This is a genomic window from Sphingobacterium sp. UBA1897 (assembly GCF_002337775.1).
GTDB classification, from domain to species: Bacteria; Bacteroidota; Bacteroidia; order Sphingobacteriales; family Sphingobacteriaceae; genus Sphingobacterium; species Sphingobacterium siyangense.
In genome coordinates, this window is sequence record NZ_DDGR01000007.1 from 60,876 (window position 1) to 81,425 (window position 20,550).

Annotated in this window: 20 protein-coding genes; 6 read left to right on the forward strand and 14 right to left on the reverse strand. The window is 38.8% G+C overall.

What is annotated here, in order from left to right; translation table 11 throughout:
- Positions 1 to 50: 50 nt before the first annotated feature.
- From B4N43_RS05625 to B4N43_RS05645, 5 genes are all read right to left on the reverse strand, one after another.
- Positions 51 to 638, reverse strand: a complete 588-nt coding sequence (locus B4N43_RS05625; protein ID WP_248933529.1) for a Crp/Fnr family transcriptional regulator — start codon at positions 636 to 638, stop codon at positions 51 to 53.
- A gap of 274 nt (positions 639 to 912) precedes the next feature.
- Positions 913 to 2,502 carry an MFS transporter gene (locus B4N43_RS05630; protein ID WP_286733399.1) on the reverse strand — a complete coding sequence of 530 codons (1,590 nt, stop codon included), beginning with the start codon at positions 2,500 to 2,502 and terminating at the stop codon, positions 913 to 915.
- A gap of 2 nt (positions 2,503 to 2,504) precedes the next feature.
- Positions 2,505 to 3,551 (reverse strand): HlyD family secretion protein, encoded by a 1,047-nt coding sequence (locus tag B4N43_RS05635; protein WP_075992146.1) that lies wholly within the window; start codon positions 3,549 to 3,551, stop codon positions 2,505 to 2,507.
- A gap of 10 nt (positions 3,552 to 3,561) precedes the next feature.
- Positions 3,562 to 4,896 (reverse strand): TolC family protein, encoded by a 1,335-nt coding sequence (locus B4N43_RS05640; RefSeq protein WP_088161192.1) that lies wholly within the window; start codon positions 4,894 to 4,896, stop codon positions 3,562 to 3,564.
- A complete protein-coding gene (locus B4N43_RS05645; protein ID WP_075992144.1) occupies positions 4,883 to 5,134 on the reverse strand; it encodes a hypothetical protein in 252 nt (83 codons plus the stop codon). The genes B4N43_RS05640 and B4N43_RS05645 overlap by 14 nt, the downstream gene beginning before the upstream one ends.
- A 92-nt stretch (positions 5,135 to 5,226) precedes the next feature.
- Between B4N43_RS05645 and B4N43_RS05650 the strand changes: the two genes are divergently transcribed.
- Positions 5,227 to 6,006, forward strand: a complete 780-nt coding sequence (locus B4N43_RS05650; RefSeq protein ID WP_075992143.1) for an AraC family transcriptional regulator — start codon at positions 5,227 to 5,229, stop codon at positions 6,004 to 6,006.
- A 12-nt stretch (positions 6,007 to 6,018) separates the two neighbouring features.
- Complete coding sequence (locus B4N43_RS05655) at positions 6,019 to 6,432, forward strand: hypothetical protein (protein WP_088161191.1); 414 nt, start codon at positions 6,019 to 6,021, stop codon at positions 6,430 to 6,432.
- Positions 6,433 to 6,585: 153 nt separating this feature from the next.
- Here the strand turns inward: B4N43_RS05655 and B4N43_RS05660 are convergent, their stop codons facing one another.
- Together B4N43_RS05660 and B4N43_RS05665 are read right to left on the reverse strand one after the other, a co-directional pair.
- Positions 6,586 to 7,737 (reverse strand): iron-containing alcohol dehydrogenase, encoded by a 1,152-nt coding sequence (locus B4N43_RS05660; protein WP_088161190.1) that lies wholly within the window; start codon positions 7,735 to 7,737, stop codon positions 6,586 to 6,588.
- Positions 7,738 to 7,869: 132 nt separating this feature from the next.
- Complete coding sequence (locus B4N43_RS05665; RefSeq protein ID WP_157698424.1) at positions 7,870 to 8,754, reverse strand: AraC family transcriptional regulator; 885 nt, start codon at positions 8,752 to 8,754, stop codon at positions 7,870 to 7,872.
- A gap of 461 nt (positions 8,755 to 9,215) precedes the next feature.
- On the opposite strand from B4N43_RS05665, the gene B4N43_RS05670 reads away from it, so the two are divergent.
- The 4 genes from B4N43_RS05670 (at position 9,216) to B4N43_RS05685 (ending at position 12,397) form a co-directional block, all read left to right on the forward strand.
- Positions 9,216 to 10,094, forward strand: coding sequence for a helix-turn-helix domain-containing protein (locus B4N43_RS05670; protein WP_088161188.1), 879 nt, complete (start codon positions 9,216 to 9,218; stop codon positions 10,092 to 10,094).
- An 88-nt stretch (positions 10,095 to 10,182) separates the two neighbouring features.
- Positions 10,183 to 11,238 carry an alpha/beta hydrolase gene (locus tag B4N43_RS05675; protein ID WP_088161187.1) on the forward strand — a complete coding sequence of 352 codons (1,056 nt, stop codon included), beginning with the start codon at positions 10,183 to 10,185 and terminating at the stop codon, positions 11,236 to 11,238.
- Positions 11,239 to 11,284: 46 nt separating this feature from the next.
- Positions 11,285 to 11,863 (forward strand): sugar O-acetyltransferase, encoded by a 579-nt coding sequence (locus B4N43_RS05680; RefSeq protein ID WP_075992137.1) that lies wholly within the window; start codon positions 11,285 to 11,287, stop codon positions 11,861 to 11,863.
- A 132-nt stretch (positions 11,864 to 11,995) separates the two neighbouring features.
- Entirely contained in the window at positions 11,996 to 12,397 is a 402-nt protein-coding gene (locus tag B4N43_RS05685) for a (R)-mandelonitrile lyase (RefSeq protein ID WP_083663811.1), read from the forward strand.
- Positions 12,398 to 12,577: 180 nt separating this feature from the next.
- Here the strand turns inward: B4N43_RS05685 and B4N43_RS05690 are convergent, their stop codons facing one another.
- The 7 genes from B4N43_RS05690 to B4N43_RS05720 form a co-directional block, all read right to left on the reverse strand.
- Positions 12,578 to 12,814: an endonuclease/exonuclease/phosphatase family protein gene (locus B4N43_RS05690; protein WP_075992136.1), complete on the reverse strand. Its 237-nt coding sequence runs from the start codon at positions 12,812 to 12,814 to the stop codon at positions 12,578 to 12,580.
- A gap of 101 nt (positions 12,815 to 12,915) precedes the next feature.
- Positions 12,916 to 14,925: an outer membrane beta-barrel family protein gene (locus B4N43_RS05695; protein WP_349677174.1), complete on the reverse strand. Its 2,010-nt coding sequence runs from the start codon at positions 14,923 to 14,925 to the stop codon at positions 12,916 to 12,918.
- A 35-nt stretch (positions 14,926 to 14,960) separates the two neighbouring features.
- Complete coding sequence (locus B4N43_RS05700) at positions 14,961 to 15,341, reverse strand: carboxypeptidase-like regulatory domain-containing protein (protein ID WP_075992134.1); 381 nt, start codon at positions 15,339 to 15,341, stop codon at positions 14,961 to 14,963.
- 353 nt (positions 15,342 to 15,694) lie between these two features.
- On the reverse strand, positions 15,695 to 17,248 hold the full coding sequence (locus tag B4N43_RS05705) for a serine hydrolase (protein WP_286733408.1): 1,554 nt from the start codon (positions 17,246 to 17,248) through the stop codon (positions 15,695 to 15,697).
- A gap of 350 nt (positions 17,249 to 17,598) precedes the next feature.
- A complete protein-coding gene (locus B4N43_RS05710; protein ID WP_286733410.1) occupies positions 17,599 to 18,198 on the reverse strand; it encodes a hypothetical protein in 600 nt (199 codons plus the stop codon).
- A gap of 89 nt (positions 18,199 to 18,287) precedes the next feature.
- Positions 18,288 to 18,947 (reverse strand): SanA/YdcF family protein, encoded by a 660-nt coding sequence (locus B4N43_RS05715; protein WP_286733413.1) that lies wholly within the window; start codon positions 18,945 to 18,947, stop codon positions 18,288 to 18,290.
- A 154-nt stretch (positions 18,948 to 19,101) separates the two neighbouring features.
- On the reverse strand, positions 19,102 to 20,142 hold the full coding sequence (locus B4N43_RS05720) for an endonuclease/exonuclease/phosphatase family protein (RefSeq protein WP_286733414.1): 1,041 nt from the start codon (positions 20,140 to 20,142) through the stop codon (positions 19,102 to 19,104).
- Positions 20,143 to 20,550: the final 408 nt, after the last annotated feature.

Here is a 20,550-nt window from a genome sequence, read left to right on the forward strand (position 1 = left end):
TTTTTGTGCAAATCTATATCACTGAACAGAAATACATAAGGACATTTGTCCTATAATACTTTGGGGCTGTGTATTTGTCCCTTCGCCCGTGTAAGAGATCTCTGTGTAATGCCCAAATAGGATGCCAGGTCCTGTGTCGCTATGCGCTGAACAAGCTTGGGTTCATTCGAAAGAACATAGTGATATTTATCCAGAGCTGACTTATTATTGTAATTCAGGAGATATTGTTCCTTTTGGCTATATTCCCGTTCCATCACAGCTTGTATAACCTTGTGCCAAGAATTCACTTGACCAAGCAGGTATTGATAATCAGTATAGCTTATCCTATGGATTATACTATCTTCCACAGCCCTGATGCTCCTTCTGGATTTTTCCTGAGCGACAAACTCAGGGAATGAGGTTACAAATTCATTTTCAAATTTAAAGCAGGTTATATTTTCTTTACCTTCCTTGTCAATAGCATATGCTTTTACCGCACCACAGGATATGAATCCAATATGACGACAGGGTTCGTCCATATGAATAAAAAAATCACCCTTCTTCAAACCAAGTGATTTGAAGAACTGAACAGAAAAATTTATTTCGTCAGCAGACAACATCTCTATCGAGAATAGATATTTTTCAAGCACATCCGTCATATCATCTTATTTTGTCCTCTATTGCTGATCTTAAAAAATTTGGAGCCTATACCAAATCCGGCATACAAAATTAAGAATAATTGCATTAACACATTTGACTGCTAAAAAAGGCGTCATTACGACAAATTATTTATAAAATTTGGGATCAGAAAATTTCCTTCAAACGAAATCGGTTGCGTAATCTTGTAGCCTATAGGCTCATGCGCCAAGTGTTCGATCCCGGCCTTGGAATTACATAATACTTTGCTTTGATAATTTCTGAAATAACAATACCTTAATAAGGAACATTTCCTTTTCTTAATCTCAAAACAACATGTTGAATTTGAGGCAAAAGCAGCAGAATAATGATGACAAAAATCAAACCTGTCAACATCAGATCATAATAGTCCCTGATAGCGCGAGCCAATATTTGCTGACCGATCATTTGATTAAAATAGCCGGAAGATACTGTTTTTGACGTATACATATCACTGCCTGCATTTATGTACTGGTTTTGAATATGCAGTAAGGTAACAGGCAATTGAGGGCTGGTTTCGGTGAGCGATTCCCGCACCTTTTCCCTTACGGATGATTTTGCAAATAATTGAAGCTCATTATTAAGTGCCAGACTAGCTGTAAAGCCTATGAACCTTGAAAATATACCAATCAGAGAGGCATGGACGGCGATTTTGGAAGGCGCCGACGATGCCGCAAATGAAACAATCGGAACAAACAATACACCTGTTGCCACACCATAAATAAACATGGGCAGAAGGAAATCGGCTGTTTCGCCCTGTACAGAAACAAATAGTATCATATAGGCATAATATACTGCCATCAACCCAAAACCAACAATAATCATCCGGATCAGGTTATAGCCCATCAAGACAAATCGGGAAATGATAAACATACTCAAAACAGTTCCAACAATTACGGCAATCCATATCGGAATGGTACTCAGTGGATGGTTTCCTAAAATCGCTTCAAGATAACCATAGGCAAGCCCAGTACTTCCTTTAAAGATATAAAAGGTAAAAAGAAGCAAAAGCCCAATAACGAAATTCTTTGTTCTAAAGATCTGTAAATTGATTAATGGTCGCTTAAGTTTCAATTCTCTGCTAATAAAAAGAGAAAGAATAATTAAAATAACTAAACAAAGTGTACTGATTAATGAACTATCAAACCATCCCAATTGTCGTCCGTACACAAGGATGTATCCAACTATCAAGATAAAAGACACATAAAATAAATAGCCTATCCAGTCCACCTGATACAGAGGTATTTTTCTAGTAAACCGGGCCTTACTGTTCATGGTAAGTAAAACAACACCTGTCAGCATAATGACTACAATAATAAATCCGTAGAATATCCAGTTGAAATCAAAGAAATGAATGACGACACTGATATAGATGGAGTAAAATGGTACAGCGATTTGTATACTGCCATAAAGGAGACTATAAGCAATCACACGGGCACGTACAGACTGTAACCGTGGAAAAATAAGCTGTAACACAATTCCCGACATCAATGCACAGGTAATACCCTGCAAAAACTGACAGAAAACAAATAATGCCCAATCTCTGAAATAAAAACAGACCACAGCACATAGTGCATTTACCGCAAGTGCCAGCAGTAGATATTCCCTTGGTGCGAAATATTTTACGATTCTAAAATCCAGAGCCAGAAAGGCTACGGTAGAACCATAAATAACGACCATACCATATTGTACATCGGTAGCTTGTATTCCGTAAAAGCCCATCGCAGCAACCGGACTTCCGTAAAAGGCAAAACTAAACAGACTGCTCATGAGAATAGCAAATATGACGGACCTTGCCATCCATTCTGATACCCAGGATTTAAAAATTGGTATTTTATGTGCTTGCATCGTTAGTTTTTTAAAACGTAAACATTCGCATTCATTCCGGCAGAAAGCTTAGTTAATTTTTCGGACATATCGGTCAGTTTAATCCGAACAGGAATACGTTGGATGATTTTAACAAAATTACCGGTAGCATTATCTGGCGGAAGCAACGAATAACGGGAGCCTGTGGTTGGCGAAAGGGATTCGATTGTACCTGTGAATTTTTCATTTGGAAAAGCATCGACTTCAACAGATACCGCTTGACCGATTTTGAATTTCCCAATCTGTGTTTCCTTAAAATTTGCCATTACCCACTTTTCCTCGGCTCTGTTCACCAAGAATGCCAAAGTCTGTCCGGGCTGTATCAGTTGTCCTGCCTGAATGGTCTTCTTCCCAATTTGTCCATCAAAAGGTGCTGTGATAACGGTATATCTAATGTCCAATTCTTGTCTTTCGAGAAGTGCTTCTTTTATCTTTATCTCTGCCTCTATGGCATTGCGCTGTACCCTGAAATCGTTTAGTTTAGATTCGGCGACCTGTAAAGAAGCTTTTGTCTGGTCATAATCTGATTGGGTGATGGATAAAGTAGCACTGATGTTGTCGAATTTTTGTTGTGTGGTCGATTCGTCCGCCAGTAGATTTTTATACCGGTCAAATTCTTTTTGCTGCTGATTCAATCGCGCTCTAGCACCTCCCAATTGGGCTTTGATGACTGCAATACTTTTAACCTGCGTTCCTTCGCTTGCCGCCAAGATCGGTAATTTTGCCTGTGAGCTCATGAGTTCTGCGGACGCAGCATCTCTTTTCAGCCCGTACTCATCCAATTCAATCACCACAAGTGTATCGCCCTTTTTAATCTGCTGATTGTCCTTATAATATATTTTACGGATATAGCCCCCTACTTTTGCGTTTATCGGGGAAAGATAGGCATCAATCTGAGCGTCGTTGGTCTGTTCATAGCGATATCCCTCAAAAAAATAAGCTACTGCCCAAATAATGATTCCTACGAATAATGTGATACCAAACCATTTGGTTAAGCTTACAACAATTTTATCTGTTTTATTTTTGTTCATGATATTTGTATTAAAGAATTCCGATAATTGCCAATAGCCTGATATGCGTAAGTTTGACGTTTGTTTGTGCCGTTGTCAGATTAAACTTAGCTTCCAGTAAAGCATTTTCGGCTTCTAGAAGATCGGTAAGAAGTGATTCCTGGTTTATGTAGCTACTTCTGATAACACGAACAGTTTCGGCGGTTTTAATGATATTTTGCTCCGCTGTTTCCATACTCTCCAAAGCCTGTTGCCGCTGCAAATAAGCTTCTTTTACCTGAAGATAGATTTCATCTTTTTTAATGTTCGCTTTTTCTCTTGCCTCATTACTGACCACTTGGGCATGAGCGATGGAATGCTTGCTTTTGTATAGATTATCGATAGAAAACTGGACTTTAACCCCTGTCTGACCAAATCCCCATAAATCATTAGAATACGGATAGAATGAAATCTGCGGATAGGTGTAATTGTAAGTTGAATACAAGGAGACTTTAGGTAACAGCATCGCTTTTACCTGCTTGATGTTCATTTCGCTCAATTTGACAGTGCTATAGGCGATCTTGTATGCCGGCGATTTGTTAAAAGCGATGTCTACATAATCCTCATAGTCACCTTCAGTGATAGCGCTTAACTCGATTGTATCTTGGTATTTTATTGCCAGCTCAGCATCATTTTCACGCCCCATCAGGATATTGACCTGTTGTTTAGCGATTTCAATCTTCTTCGTAACATCAGAAAGGCTGAGCTCCAGTTGAGCTAATTTTACGGAGGTTCTCAATACATCGCTCTTTAGCACAGTGCCGTTTTTATGCAGGCTTTCTACGAGTGCCAGTTGTTTTTTTTCTGCGCCGATTTCTGCATCAAGAAAATCATGGAAATGCAGAAACTTGTATAGATCAAAGTAAGCCGCTGCAACATTATATTTTACACTGTGCTTTTGCAGATCAACTTCATATTGTATGCGTACCGCTTCTTCCTTTTTCATGACAATGTTTCTTTTGTCTTTACCACCATTGTAAAGATTGACGTTCAGGTTGTAACCCACGCCATAACCATAACCTTTTACAGGCACATCCTGTGGAGAAGAAAATAATCCATTGTCATAGATCAGGAATTTGGAATTGAGTTTTGCATCTCCACCAACCGAAAGTTCCGGCAACAAACGGTCTTTCGCTTCCAATATTTCTAAATTGCTCTGCTGGAGATGTAGGTCGGATAGTTTCAGTTGACGGTTATTTGTTTCGGCTACTTTCCAAATTTCTTCCAAACTTAATACCCGCGCATTTTCTATATGCTGGGCATAGAGTGATTGTACAAATAGGGCTAACAATATGCCCAAAATAGGGACTGTTCTATATTGTTTCATCGGTTTTCTTTATATATTTCTTTCCTTTTACTAGCCATGGTTTTACGATCTTTTTCAATTCATCAAAGGCAAAAGTTAAATCTACCATTGGCATAAAAGCATAGTTATACCCATAAGCAAACCAGAAGATATATGCACTGTCAATTTCTTCATCTGAATGATGTGATTTATTATCAGATTTTTGAGCTTGTGTTTCAAGTTTAAAATCTTTGTGAGATGTTATAATTTTATATTTCATAATGACTTTACTATTATTTACACGGCAAAATTATCCAGCATGGCGAAGTATGGTTTCATATAATTAGCCTAATATTTATTAAATTTGGCCACATGGAAATTCTTAGTCAAATAATACATATTGTTGATCAAAACCCTGATTCAATCCTCGTGATGCGACAGCAAACGGAGCAGCGTTTGCCTGCTCACCAGCACAATAAAGCTCAGTTGTTATTAGTTTATGGCGGGATTGCTTACTTGCAGACTGACGAAAAGGACTTCTATATTCCCTCAAATCATTATATTTGGATACCAAAAAATTATCGGCACAACCTGATGTTCAATACGCAGGACCTGTTTATTATCAATATCTATTTTCCGGAAGAAAGTGCTGGTAATTTTTATGAGGAATTGGGCATTTATCCAGTGAGTAAGCTCCTGGCAGAAATGCTCTCATTTAGTGAGAAGTGGCAAGGTGATTATTACAAAGGTTCGTGGGAGTATGAATTTTTAAATACGCTGAAAGGCGTATTATCAAAAGAAAATCTCAAAAAATTCTCCATACAACTTCCTACAACAGACGATCAAAGGCTCAATACCATAATCGACAGTTTTAGAAATCGGTTAAATGAAAATCTAAGTTTAGCGATGATTGCTCAGCAATCAGGAATGAGTGTTCGCAGTCTCACCAGATTATTCCAGCATAAATTGCACATTACATTTGTTCAGTACTTAAAAATGCTACGAATTATTAAGGCAATGGAATTAATCAACGATACAGATTTCAATATGACTGAGATTGCCTACGAGATTGGCTATTCAAATATAGCGGCTTTTAGCAATAACTTTTATCTGCTCACCAATATGAGACCTACGGAATTTAAAACGAAATAGCCTCTTTCCATTATGCAAAGCAACAATTGGTTCAACAAGTTTAAAAACATTCAGCGAAAAAGAACATTTTTGTTAATTACATTATTTACTATTTTTCACCATATAAGCTCTGCTCAAAAAGATCCGCAGTTTAGGGAAGCACTTTCAACCATGACAAAAGCGTCTATTTCCGGAGATATCGAAGGTATTCTAAGTCAAACATCGCCCCGTATAATTGAATGCATGGGCGGCATTGAGCAAGCAACAAAGGTGACCAATGAACTTTATTCTTCTCTTATAAAATACGGGGTTAAAATTGATTCCATGATTAACTATGTCGATATGGATATCTCGAAGATTGATGGAATAGCGTATTGCTTTATTCCCCAAGTACTGGTCATGTCCATGCCCGAAGAAGACAAAATGGCGATCATCCTCAATCGATAGCATCTTTATCGATACAGCATCTTTTATTTTAAACGATTGAAACTTAGTTTCGTTTATAAGATATTGGTTGCGGTTTCAGCTGGAGCAGTGCTTTTTATTCAGAAGAAAGCGATTGCGCACTTTCGCTACAACCGCTTTCTGTGGTCTGTTCGATTAATTCTCGTAAATCACACCTTCGTAGCAAGCGCTATAAAGGTCTTTTAGGTCCTGTAGGCTAGGCTTACGCGGGTTAAAGCCAGTACATGGATCTTGCAAAGCATTTTGGGCCATATAATCCAGATTTTTTTCCCAGTCTTCCTTGGAAATGCCAAATGCCTTAAGGGAGCCAATATTGTTGACCGCAGCTCTTAGTTTTTCAATTTCCTGTGCCAATCCTTCGGCCGAATCTCTACCGACAAGTTTAGCCAAATCAGGATATCTTGTTGTAGCTGTCTGATTAAAACGGATCACATTAGGCAAGAATATCGCATTGGAAGCTCCGTGAGGGACGCCGTAGAGTGCACCTGCCTGATGCGAGAGAGAGTGGACAATACCCAACCAGGCATTGTTGAAAGCCAGTCCGCCCATAAAAGATGCATCGTGCATATTTTGGCGTGCTTTAATGTTTGTCGGGTTATTGACCGCCTCTTCCAGATTTTCGAAAACAATTTCCAGTCCCCCTTTAGCCAAGGCATCGGCATAGTTATTTTCGATGTTGGACACATAGGCTTCCACACAGTGTGTAAGAGCATCTAAACCAGTATTGGAGGTAATATGTGCAGGCATCGTGGCACAAATCTCTCCATCGACAATAGCGATATCCGGCGTCAATTCATACGATACGATTGGATACTTCACTCCTTTTTCCCGATCAGTGATCACAGCCAATCCTGTGGTTTCCGTACCTGTACCGCTTGTTGATGGAATGGCAATGAATTTAGCCTTTTGACGCAATGTTGGAACGTTAAAAGGTTGGGTCATCGCTTCAAAATTTGCATCGGGATATTCATAAAACACCCACATCATCTTTGCCGCATCAATTGCCGAGCAACCTCCTAGACCGATGACCCAATCAGGCTGAAAATCAGTCATCACTGCAGCACCTCGAAGGCTTGTCGCTGATGATGGATCTTCTTCGACACCGTCAAAAACAGCAGTTTCCAATCCTGCTTCGGTCAAATAACTTATGGCACGGTCCAAAGTTCCGCTTTTTTTCATGGATTGACCACCAGTTACGATGATGGCTTTTTTTCCAGTTAGATTTTTCAATTCCGACAATGTACCAGTCCCGTGGAATACTTCGCTGGCAACAAATAACTTGCTCATATATTTTACATTAAATTTCTGATGCAAAGTTACTATGCCCAAGAAGCCAAATGTTATACTTTACTTACGATATGATATACATTTGATCCAATACAACAGCAGGATAAAACCATATCAAATCACATAATAGACTTAAGTCTTATACATTTGCGCCAATTGCTGCTGCAGATTGGTTGGCGTTTCATCCAGTTTGGCGCGCACAAACTTGTTCAGTGCCGCAGGTGAATTGAATCCGAGTTCAAAGGCAATCTCTTTATGCGAATAGTTGGATAACAGCAGCAGTTGTTTGATTTCATTCATAATCCGCGCATGAATGGTTTCTATGGAGGTCAGTCCTGCAATCTTGCGGGTAATTTCATTTAACTTTTTTGGAGACAGCTGTAATTTTTCTGCATACCAGCTCACGGTACGCTCCGTTTTATAATGCCTTTCCAACAATTCCAGAAATTTACCATAGATCTTTGCGTTTTCATTGCTGAGCTGGCTGTTTCCCCATTTAGTATGGACAAATTCCACCAATTTGAGTAAGATGATTTTGATGTAGAAACGCGCTTGCTCCTTCTTGATCGATGTTAAATCCTGATATGATTTTTCGACCTGCTCCAGCAACATCTCTATTTCTGAGGTTTCTGCCTCGGGCAATTCAATATGATTGAGCTTTACGGAGATATTGTAGTTGTAAATACTCAATTCGTTTTTCAGGATATCCGAACAGAATAGTACTTCGTCAAACAGGATCAATTTGCCTTCAAAGTCGTCGCTTAGCAACTCTTTGGCGGAGAGCTGACCGGGAAAGATGACACATATATGAGGTGCATTGACGGTATAACGGCGGTCTTCCACCTGCAGATCGAGCCGACCTTTTTTGACAAACAAAAGGCAAAAATGGTCTTTTGTATGAGGTTCTCTATAAGCGGCGAGGGCTTCCCTGTCCAGATCAAAAATATGAAAAGGGGTGATTGCCCTTTCAGCTTTATATTGTATATCTTTTAGATGATAAACTATCATAGAGGCCATGATAAGCATTTATTCTGAATTCGTCAAATTTACTTTTTCGTCAAGCGAGCGTGAATAGAAAGCCTATTTTCTCCTTCACATCAGAACATCCGAAGCTCTTCAATGAACGTTATCCAGTGAGAATCGTTCCTTAATTTTAAAAAAAAAGGACTAATCTTTCGACTAGCCCCTTAACTAAATTATAAACGAATCCTTTATGGATCGGAGTATACTTTCTAAAAGCCCAATCCCTAAACCTAAGCTTAAAAATGGCCAGGCCTTAAACCTGACCATACAATTAAATCAACCGAAACTAAACTTCCTAAATTGAATCGATCGTCAATAAATAGACAAATGCTTGAAGTGATTGGTTTGATAAAAATAAAAAAAGGTCGAGTTTAGCACTGAGATAATACAGCCGTTTATTTAGGTTGTTTTTGCACTAAATACAACGTTATATTTGAATTTCTTAACTTTGTTCTATGGGAACAAAAATAGTCCGAAGTGTCTCTGAATTCAATAGTGAACTGAGATTGCAGGGTTTTAAAGCATTTCAGATTGAGGATGACAGTAATGCTACACGTGTTTATAGTCGTAAAGATTTCTTTAAAATATGCCTTACAACTGGTAAAAGTAAGATTCATTACGCAGATAAAAGCTTTGAACAAGAAGGCACGATACTATTTTTTGGGAACCCGCATATCCCCTATTCCTGGGAAACCATTTCTACGACCTATGCAGGTTATACATGCTTGTTTTCGGAAGACTTTTTAAGACAGGCCGACCGCGCGGAAAGCTTGCAGCAATCGCCGTTCTTTAAAATCGGAGGTACGCCGGTCTTAAAAATCACGGAGGATCAACGCTTGTTCCTTAACACACTTTTCGAGAAGATGATCGAAGAGCAAGAAAGTGACTATACGTTTAAAGACGAACTCATACGCAATTACATCAACTTGATCATTCACGAAGCCCTTAAACTTCAACCGTCAGAAGTGTATACCCCTACCAAGAATGGTACAGCACGTATCGCATCGGTGTTTTTGGAACTATTAGAACGTCAATTTCCAATCGAAACACCTGCAAGTCCGCTCAAAATGAGAACAGCGCAAGATTATGCACAAAACCTCAACATCCATGTCAACTATCTGAATCGTGCTGTAAAAGAAATTACGGGCAAATCTACAACGACGCTGATTTCAGAAAGAATCCTAACAGAAGCTAAAGCCCTGCTGTTGCACACAGACTGGAATATTTCAGAAATAGCCAGCGCACTGGGATTTGAATATCCTACTTATTTCAATAACTTCTTTAAAAAACTGACGGGAACAAACCCGAAATCGCTCCGGGAATCTGAGATTTGAAATTCTTAAGTTTTAGTTTGATAATCGTTAACACCTCCCCTTTATACTGATCTACCTTTGTATCTGTAATAATTAATGTAATACAGATATGAAAATAGCATTAACATTATTGGTCTTGTCTTTCCTGTTTTCTGATAGGACTTCCGCGCAGCATGTACAATCAAACCAAAATTTAAAACCGATGAATAGTTCGTCAGATCATTATACTTTTCAATTAAGCGATAAGGTAACCCGCAAAAAAGTAAGTTTTAAAAACCGTTATGGCATCACACTTTCTGGCGATTTATACATCCCTAAAAACACAGACAACAAAGTGTTATCTGCACTTGCCATCAGTGGCCCTTTTGGTGCAGTGAAAGAGCAATCTTCTGGATTGTATGCCAACCAAATGGCGGAAAGAGGATTTATTGCCTTGGCGTTCGACCCTTCCTACACTGGTGAAAGCAGCGGTTCACCTCGTAACGTAGCATCGCCAGATATCAACACCGAAGATTTCAGCGCAGCTGTAGACTTTCTAGGGTTGCAGAAAAATATTGACAGGAGCAAAATCGGAATCATTGGCATCTGTGGATTTGCTGGCTTTGCATTAAATGCAACGGCAGTAGACAAACGTATAAAAGCAGTAGCAACGACCAGTATGTACGATATGACGCGCGTCATGTCAAAAGGCTATAACGATGTGATAACTGCTGCGCAACGTACACAAACATTGGAACAATTAGGCCTGCAGCGCTGGAAAGATGCCGAAAGCGGATCTTACGCATCTTCAACAAACAATTTACCGGAAAAATTGACTGGCAGTGAGCCTCAGTTTGTCAGGGAATATTTTGATTATTATAAAACAGCTCGTGGATTTCATCCTCGTTCTATCAATTCAAATGCTTCATGGACGGGAACTTCCCCCCTGTCGTTTATGAATATGCCGATTCTCTCTTATATCAAGGAAATTGCACCTCGCCCCATGCTAATCATTGCAGGTGAAAATGCTCATTCAAGATATTTCAGTGAAGACGCTTATAAAGCTGCTACCGAACCAAAGGAGCTAATGATTATCCCCAATGCAGTTCATGTTGACTTATATGATCAATTCGACAAAATTCCATTCGATAAACTAACAGCATTCTTTATCGCTAATTTAAAATAACGTACTTATTTCATTAAATTACATATAAAATTTAACTAGCTATTCCATGAAAACATCAGATAATACTTATCAGAAAGATATTTTTGAACGATTGAAAAAGAATAAAAATATTTCTTCCGATGATCCCCAAGAATACCGTTTGAAGCAAGCTTCTTTTGCTACAAAAGCATTATTGGTGCCTATGAATAATTCGGCTGATCCCAATGAGATAAGAAATCTATTAAGTCAGATTACCGGTTCAGCTATAGATGAAAGTACAACTGTATTTACACCATTATATATCAACTATGGCAAGAATACAACGATAGGAAAAAATGTCTTCATCAACTTTGACTGTGTTTTTTTGGATTTAGGTGGTATAATTATAGAAGATGATGTGTTAATCGCTCCCAAAGTGAGTTTATTAACAGAAGGCCATCCAATTGAGGCTGAAAACAGACAATCGTTAAATGTGGCTACGATCCATATCAAAAAGAATGCCTGGATCGGGGCAAATGCAACAATCCTGCCCGGTGTTACAATCGGAGAAAATGCTGTGGTAGCAGCTGGCTCCGTTGTCAGCAAGGACGTACCGGATAATACAGTTGTCGGTGGAATTCCGGCAAAAATCATTAAAAACATATAATAAAGAATTCAGATCATCTTTATATCGGATGGTCTTTATGAAGACCAAATTGCAAACTATATGAACGGGTTATTCGTTATCCCAATTATGGCGATAAGTTTATTCGCCTGCAACACTAAAACAGATCATACAATGAACACAGCAGAAATATTTCCCAAAGGGGAACCATTGCCTAAGGAATGGTTTACTGGAAATGCATTTTTAACCCCTTTGGTAGCAAAGGATAAAAACAATGATTTCTCGGCAGGTAGCGTAACTTTTGCACCTGGTGCGAGAACAAACTGGCATACACATCCTAAAGGCCAGGTTTTACTGGTAATCGAAGGAAATGGACTCTATCAGGAGAAAGGGAAACCGGCACAAGCAATCAAAAAAGGTGATGTTGTCAATATTCCTGAGAATATAGAACACTGGCACGGCGCAACTGCTACTACGAAAATGGTACATGTTGCCATCACTAATTTTAAAGAAAATGTTCAGGTTACTTGGCTAAATCCCGTAACAGAAGAAGAATTCAGTTTGGCCAATAAATAATAAAGCCTGTACTTGTTTTGAACAGCGCTTTATTGTCAGAACTCCGCCATAGCTCGATATCGATAGGCTCATGGTTACCTACAGTCGACTTCTAATCCTTGAAAACTAATTGGGTGACTTTAGCTTAGCGAAATTCTTGATCATGTCAATCTTTTTTTTCGAAAAATAAAAGAACTTAGTTTATATATAACCTAAGGAATCGGCTATTTCTTTGCCGGAACCGTAAGTTTCCACCATCAATATGACGTCTGGATTTATTTCTCTTATAATCTGTACCGCATGGGCTTTGCCATCCTCACTATCATTTGCTCCGTGCAATATATTCCATGACATCACCTTGAAGATTTCAGCTTGCTTTTGGGCTTCGCAGTTAAAGCAAAGAAATGTTAATGTTAAAAAGAAAATAGTAAACTTCATGTCGTGTCTTTATTAATTTATAGATTTCAAATTTAGAAGATTCATCAATGTATTGCAGGGCCAATATTAAAAAATAAATATATACAAACGGTGCCGATATCTTATTGTATCCGGCCGCTTTCGCTTTCGAGAGCCGATTTGCGATTACGTTGATCCTTAGTCGCTCCACTGCTGAACCTATAGTTGAAACTCAGACGTACCTGTCTTGATTCGTAGTAGCCATAGCTTGATGAAAGCAGTCCTGGTAAATTTTGCGTGTATTTAACTTGGTTACCTTTATAGATGTCGGTGATAGCCAGTCGTATTGTTGCTTTGTCTTTTAATACAGATTTTTGGAACGCAATGTCCGCTTGACTAACCGGTCTACTGATGGTATTGGCCCCACCGAGTCGTTTTGAATTGTAGACCACCGAAACTTCTGCCCTCATCTGAAAGGGGAGTTTGAAGGTCTGAAGGAGACCGGCACGTCCCGCAGTTTGCCTCAAGTTGAGATTTTGGTACTGGTCAAAGGAAACGTCATTATGGATATAATACAACAGGCCATTGAAAGTCATGTCCCACCAGGGCCTAGGCGAATAAGTCTGCGTCAGGGACAGGGACCAATGTTGCTGTGTCCCCACATTTTTACTGATCATCATGATTTTATCCTGTTCCAGTGTATCTGTTACTTTTGCATTCAATTGGTCTGTATAGGCATAGTTTATGCCTATTATTGTCGAATTTTTCCCGGAATAAAGTAACGAAAACCTTTGGGTCAATGAAGGTACCAGGAAGGGGTTCCCTTTCCAGAATGAAAGCTCGTCAAGCATATATACAAAAGGATTGAGATCCTGATATGCTGGTCTTTCTATACGTTTGGCATAAGACAAAGACAGTGTCTGTTTAGCAGTCAATTGTGTGGCAATGGAAAAAAAGGGGAAAAAGTTAGTAAACTTTCTATTGATATGTTCGTTGAGATCTGCCCCATACCCCTGATAAAGTAGGGTACCATTGGAGCTAGCATATTCTAGTCGCAGTCCGCCCTGTAGAGACCAGGCACCAATGGACCGTTTGTAGTCAACATACGCACTGCTGATATGCTCATCGAAGTGAAAATCATTTGAACGTCTATTGTCTAGGCTATCTTCCGATTGTTTGACATGGTAAAAGTTTGCATTATTTTTCGAGCCTACTGCGGAGTATTTGGCACCTGTTTCCAACTTCCCACCCCACAACCGTGTTGCATAGTCCATTTTTAATCCTTTTAGATCAATATCGATATCATTAAGAGTACGGTAAAGATTTTCGTCAGTAACTACATACTGATTGTCACGGTAAATATTTGACCGCAGGTTTTTGTTCCATTTACCGAAGAGACCGTAATCGGCATCAATATTTAGACTATGCCCTATTGTATCTTCGTATTTGTAGTTCAGGTTAAAATTGTAGCGTTTCGTATTCTGGCCGTAATCATCGTTAATGGCATCCAGCGTTTCCTCAACCGTGGTGGAAGGCGGTGTTGTAATGGCTGTAGCGGTATTGGTGAGACCTCCTCCAAAGATAAAATTGCCATTTGCAAAAAAACCGACCGTATTCTTTTCGTCAATAAAATAGTCGATCCCGACTTGAGCCGCCATTTTCTGACGTTTGTCCACGTCGATCGTATGGCTGTCATACGACTTTCCATTTTGCTGGCGATCCGTACCATAGAGGAAATTGTAATACCCCAATGTATGATTGTAAGTTCCATAGACATTAATCCTATTAACCCGATAGTTAAATGCAAGGTTTTCCAATTGTTTGGGACTGACACCATAGGCAAAGGCCGTGGAAATGTTTCCATTTAATCCTTTTGTCTGATTTTTTTTGGTTTTGATATTGATTATACCTGCAGCTCCAGTGGCATCATATCTGGCACTTGGATTATTGATAATTTCGATGGATTTGAGGTTATTGGATGACATCGATTTCAATAGGTCACTAAGTTCTTTTCCTGAAAGAAAAGTTTGTTTTCCGTCCAGGAGGATCTGTACCCCACTTTTCCCATTGAGTGTAATGTCTGTATCGTTTTCTATCTGCACACCAGGGGATCTCTTCAAAGCATCGAAAGCTGATATATCCTGTGAGCCTATGCTATTCTCTACATGATAGACGACTGTACCTCCATCTACAGAAACAACTTCTTTTTACCTTCGACTTCTGCCGCTTCCAGTGTATTCTCCTGTCGGAGAAGATGCAGTGTCCCAACGTTGCCATTGGACGGATTAAACGAACTGCTCCTCAGCTCTTTATAACCAAGGTGCTTAATCAACAAATAATAGTTGCCCGTTAGTCTATGCGCAATCCGAAAACAGCCCGTGCTATCTGTCATTGAACTAGCTATCAGTTTGCTATCAATACTATATAAGCTTATTGTAGCCAGGAAAACAGGTACGTGATCAGGATTGACGACCTTACCCTGCACGATATTTTCCATAGCCTGCCCATAAAGGGCTCCGCTCCATAAGAAGAATATCCCAATTAATAAGAATTTTGGTAAAGAAGTCATTCGGTTTATAATAAAATCGTTTTTTCACTTGGGTTTACGAGATCATATCCTGTGACCTAGAATGAATGTTCATATTCTCCAACTAATATGCTTTAAAAAAGCTATTTTATTTCAAAATGCCAATGATAATCAATTAATTTTGCAGATGAATATCTCATAATGCGTCTATAAATTAACAATAACAAAATCTATAATACTTAAGATTCATTAAAGTTGCCAATTCTAAAATCCATCCAATCTTCTGCTTTCGTATATTCAATTACAGTTTGACACCTCATCCTTTCTGTGGCAACTGGCTTAAGCGTGTCATCGGCACCTTCCTTTTCATCTTATTGGTCCATACGATTGTTCTGTTACCGCGATGTAGCAGCAGAATTGGGTTTACGATCAAACATAACTGGTTTTTCACTTCCGTCCAATAGAATTCCTATACCTTGAATCTGACCGTCCACATCGCTAAAGAAGTTAAAGAGAAGATTACTTGGTTCAGTATCCGCTACCCCATTTTTATCGACAGACCGTGGGTCAAAAACATCATAATGTCGATGAATAAGAACAACCTTCTCATAACCGAGTTCACTGTATAACTTGTTATTCTTAAGCCTTACCTCAATAATTCCATATGCAGGGTTTTCAAAAGAACCAGTGTACTGTTTTAAGGAATGGGAAGGTTTCGTCGCTGTAACGGGCAACTTTTCTTCTTCTTCTTTTTTAATATGGCGCATTGAGTCGATTTCAGCCTTTTTTTCACCATTCCAGTCGATTGGATTCAAACCAAGAAGTATATCCGCTATGGAATTTCTGACCACTGTAGGAACTTTAGATACGTTTTGATTGGTTAATACGACAATTCCGAGTGTATCTGTTGGAAAAAATGCTACATTCGCAGAAAATCCGTTAATATTTCCACCATGTTCTACTTGATAATGTCCTCTATAGGAGCCAATCATCCAGCCTAAACCATAATTGGAAAGGAAGACATCTTTATGTTTGTCTGGTAAAGCTGCATCCATCACCATTTGGGAGCTCGCAGCCTCATTTATATAATTTGCAGGAATTATTTCTTTCCCATTGAAATAACCTCGGTTGAGCCAAACCTTGAGCCAATTGGACATGTCATTAGCACTGCTATTTATGCTTCCTGCTGGCCCCATACCACTAATATTATAATAATCAATCAGTTTTATCGTGTTATCTTTGGAAAGTGTATAGGGCAAAGAAGCATCGCTGTCTCGTTGAAATGCTAAAAGATCGGTATTAGAACGGGTCATTTGTAGGGGGGTAAAAAACTTTTCTTGTATATTTTGTTCCCATGTCTTACCACTCAATCGCTCCACAATCATTCCTTGAGCAAGGTACATGAAGTTATTATAGAACCATTTCATTCGCAGGCCTGAGCTGGGTTTCATAAATCTGACCCGCGAAATCAGACTATCTCTATTTTTGCTATTGAACAGAAACCAAGATAAATCATAGCGGGACAAGCCTGTCCTATGCGCCATTAGGTCTTTAACAACGATTTGATTATCCATCTCATCATTGTAAAACCGCAACGTTGGCAGTAAAGATACCGCTCGGTCCTCAAATGTTAGATTGCCATCTGCTCTCAACAAACCTAACAATGAAGCAGTAAAAGCTTTGGAGCTTGAACCAATTGCAAAAAGCGTATTGGGTGTGACGGGTTTTTTATTCGCGAAATCACGATAACCAAATCCCTTATTATAAATTATTTTATCACCTTTCACAATAGCAACGGCAAAACCCGCCACATGATGATCTTTTAAAACTTGGCCGAGAACAGAATCAATTACTTCAAATTGATCTTTCTGCCTGCCTACTTTCCCAACCTGAGAAAATAGTGAAAAAGAAAACCAGGAACAAAAAATAAAGGTTAAAAGGAATTTCATATCAAGTTGGAATTTATACGAAAATACTTATTCAACTTGATTCCCGCAAACTCCTGAAGACATTGGCTTTAGCTATTTTATCCCCGGATGCTCCTAGTAAAAGAAAGAAGAATACTGGCGCTGCAGAAGATTAAACTTCGTTTATTCTAGCGCTCACTCTTATCCCGCGATCTTACCAGTCAAACAATTCAGAAGTTTTAAAATGATTTTAAACTTCTGCATGACGATTTTTGTTTATTCAAGGAATTATAAATGGTTAAGGTACCAAAGAGTAACTCTTCGGTTGATGATAAGATTGTTTAATAGTCAATTTCATACGGCCTGTTCTTTTTAGCGACTAAGCTTTCTACCTATTCTAAATTATAAAAGCATTGACTTCCAATCGCACCACCACCATATTCCAGCACAAGCCTGTCATTTACCATAATGTAAGTGCAGCCGTCATTGTAACGCGCTTTTAAGCTATCGGCAATTGGTTTATCAAACAAATTAAAGGAATACCTCCCCATCCCGCTTCGTTGAAAGCTTATCTTACAAGGTTGTCCGCTTGTAATACCGATACAATTTGCATTATCTAACTTCTCTTTGAGAGTCTTTAAAGTCCCTCTTGTCCAACCAAGTTTTTGCAATAAAGAGTCTGTTGTATTCGAACTAATTTTCACATCCCAGTTACTGTCAAACCTGCCACCCACTTTCAAATGGAAAATACCTAAAGTATTGTTTTTGCTAAATTCTATTTCAACAGATTTATCTGGTGGAATTATTTTGTTTATATAATTTTTGACTTCATAAATCTCGGCTCTTTTTTCCTCAAAGTTTTCTTTAAGTTCCGTTACGGAATAATCTTTGTCAAAACCACCAAAAGCGGCCTGAATCATAACGATAAAACCCACGAAAATTGCGATCCCAATCCCACATATAACTAAAAGTATTTTTAGAATAACTTTCATTTGTCTGTTGTCCAATATTAAATTAATACCTGGTTTTTCAAACAATTATACGATAATAAATGGTCTATCGGTCTACAAAATCTAATAACCTATTCTTTCGTGTAATTCGATTTTCCGTTTACATCCACCTGCTTACCTAAATACTTTGGTTTTCTATTTCTCATTACATCCAAAACGGCTTTCGCAACCGATAGTTTTTCTCTAAATGCATAATATTTATACCCCGGGTAAGCGCCTCGATCTGCACTATAGCCGAATGATTTTATGCCCAATTTATCGCCCAGATAAATACATCTATTTAGATGATATTTCTGAGATACCAAGATTGCCGTATCAACATTAAATATATATTTTGCCCGGTACATGGTCGAATAGCTATCGAACCCAGCATAGTCAATGTAAATTTTTGCGGTATCGATGCCATTTTTCTGACAGTACAACTTCATTACGCTAAGCTCATCGTACTCGTCTCTTCCGTTGTCTCCCGACAGCAATATTTTATCCACTTTGTGGTTTTTGTACAATGAAATCCCAGCATCGAGTCTATCTTTCAAATATCTACTTGGCTGATCACCATTGATACCAGCGCCAAAAATGATGGCGACCTTGGTTCTTGGCACATCTTTAAGTTCAGTGAAAATCACCGAATCTGTTTTAGCCCTTACATTGCTATTGGTTATCACCACAACAACCAGGGCTACTACACATAGAGCGACGACCACTAAAACGAACCTTTTAATCTTTTTCATTAGCTTGATTTGTTCATGATAAACTTATCATTTTAAACACAAATTTAACAGTACAACCTATTAAAAATCGAACCAATTATAATTCGCTGCAGATAAATTATCATTCGTAGGCACTTACGGGCTTTTCGGTATATTTCATATGGCTATTGATGCACTAGAATTCAAACATAACCAACATCGCTTTATGATCGGTTGGCCACACGCATTCGGGCAGCAGGAAGTTATCTTCACTATCTTTTTCCTGCTTCTGCCCATACTTTACGGTTTCCACAGGACCGACAATGTTAGCTTTTACTGCCTTCAACGGCTTTTTGCTGCGGTAATAAACGTAATCGATCCGATCCCGATCATCCGCTGTGGGTGCCCATGCCAATTTCTCAATGGGAACATCCTTGTTAAAAGCAGGGTAAGTAAAACCAGGATGACTGACCGGATTGGGATATAATTGACGGAAGCTATCTATAAATCCGGCTTTTTCTAATAAAACCGAACAGTCCCAGGGAACCACTGCCCCACGATGGTCAAAAAGATCTTTTGTCGCCAATGTCCAATCCAAATGCGAAGGCTCATTAAAATCACCTGCAATAATAAACGATTGTGATTGATCCTCTTTCTCTACATCGCTCAGGATATCCTGGATAGCTTCATCACGTTTGCTTTTCCGATTAGCCTCGATAATGGTACCTACGTCTGAAACAGGACGATCTAACTTTTTCCAGGTCACACCATCATAACCACGTGGCAAATAGCAGGCATAATTCGTGTAGTCCAAGTGTAAAGAATAACATACAAAAGAACGCTTTCCAATCTTGATCTTACTTTTTAAAACACCGCCCATAGTACTATCTTTTTCATAAAGCATATGCTGTGATTCAATCGGATATTTGGAAATAAAGCCGACATCCAGTTTTGCGTCACTGGACTGGCCAAAATATATGGCCCCCTTAGCTTTGAGTTCCGTTAGTATACGCTGAATAAAGTCTGTTCCCTTGTAATTGCGGACTTCACTAAAGAGAACGACATTTGCATGCTTGGCAATAATTTCGTCTGCAATAGCAGGAAACCCATTCGGCACGACAGTCCCCTCCTGCCAGATATTGATTTGCAGTACCTTTACCTCATTTTTTGCCTGAGCGAAGAGCATATGCCCTAAAAGGGTTATCACCAAAAGCAATATAATTTTTCTTAATTTCATTGGAGTTGTCTATTTCTATGAACAAGTATTACCACAACGTTCTTATCGAAATGCGGTTTCTACCATTATCTTATAAGCGAGTTTCTTACTTATTTCTGTAATAACCAAATAATTTTATCCACATTATCAACTCCACCCCATTGTCGTAGACTTGCTTCATCAACTTTTTCGCGATTTGTATCGAATTCAGAAGTAGGATACATCCAACGCAAAGGCATTTCCGTATTTGTAACATTTTGATCAGCTTCAATTGAATAGCATTATATTTAGCAACATTCCAAAATTTATTAAATAGCGAATTATTTAATATCTTAGCCATACAAAGTTTTAGCATAACGGATGGCAAGCCAAAAGTGGGTGGCATATTCATAAATTGTCGCCCGAATGATGAATGGAACTATTATGCTG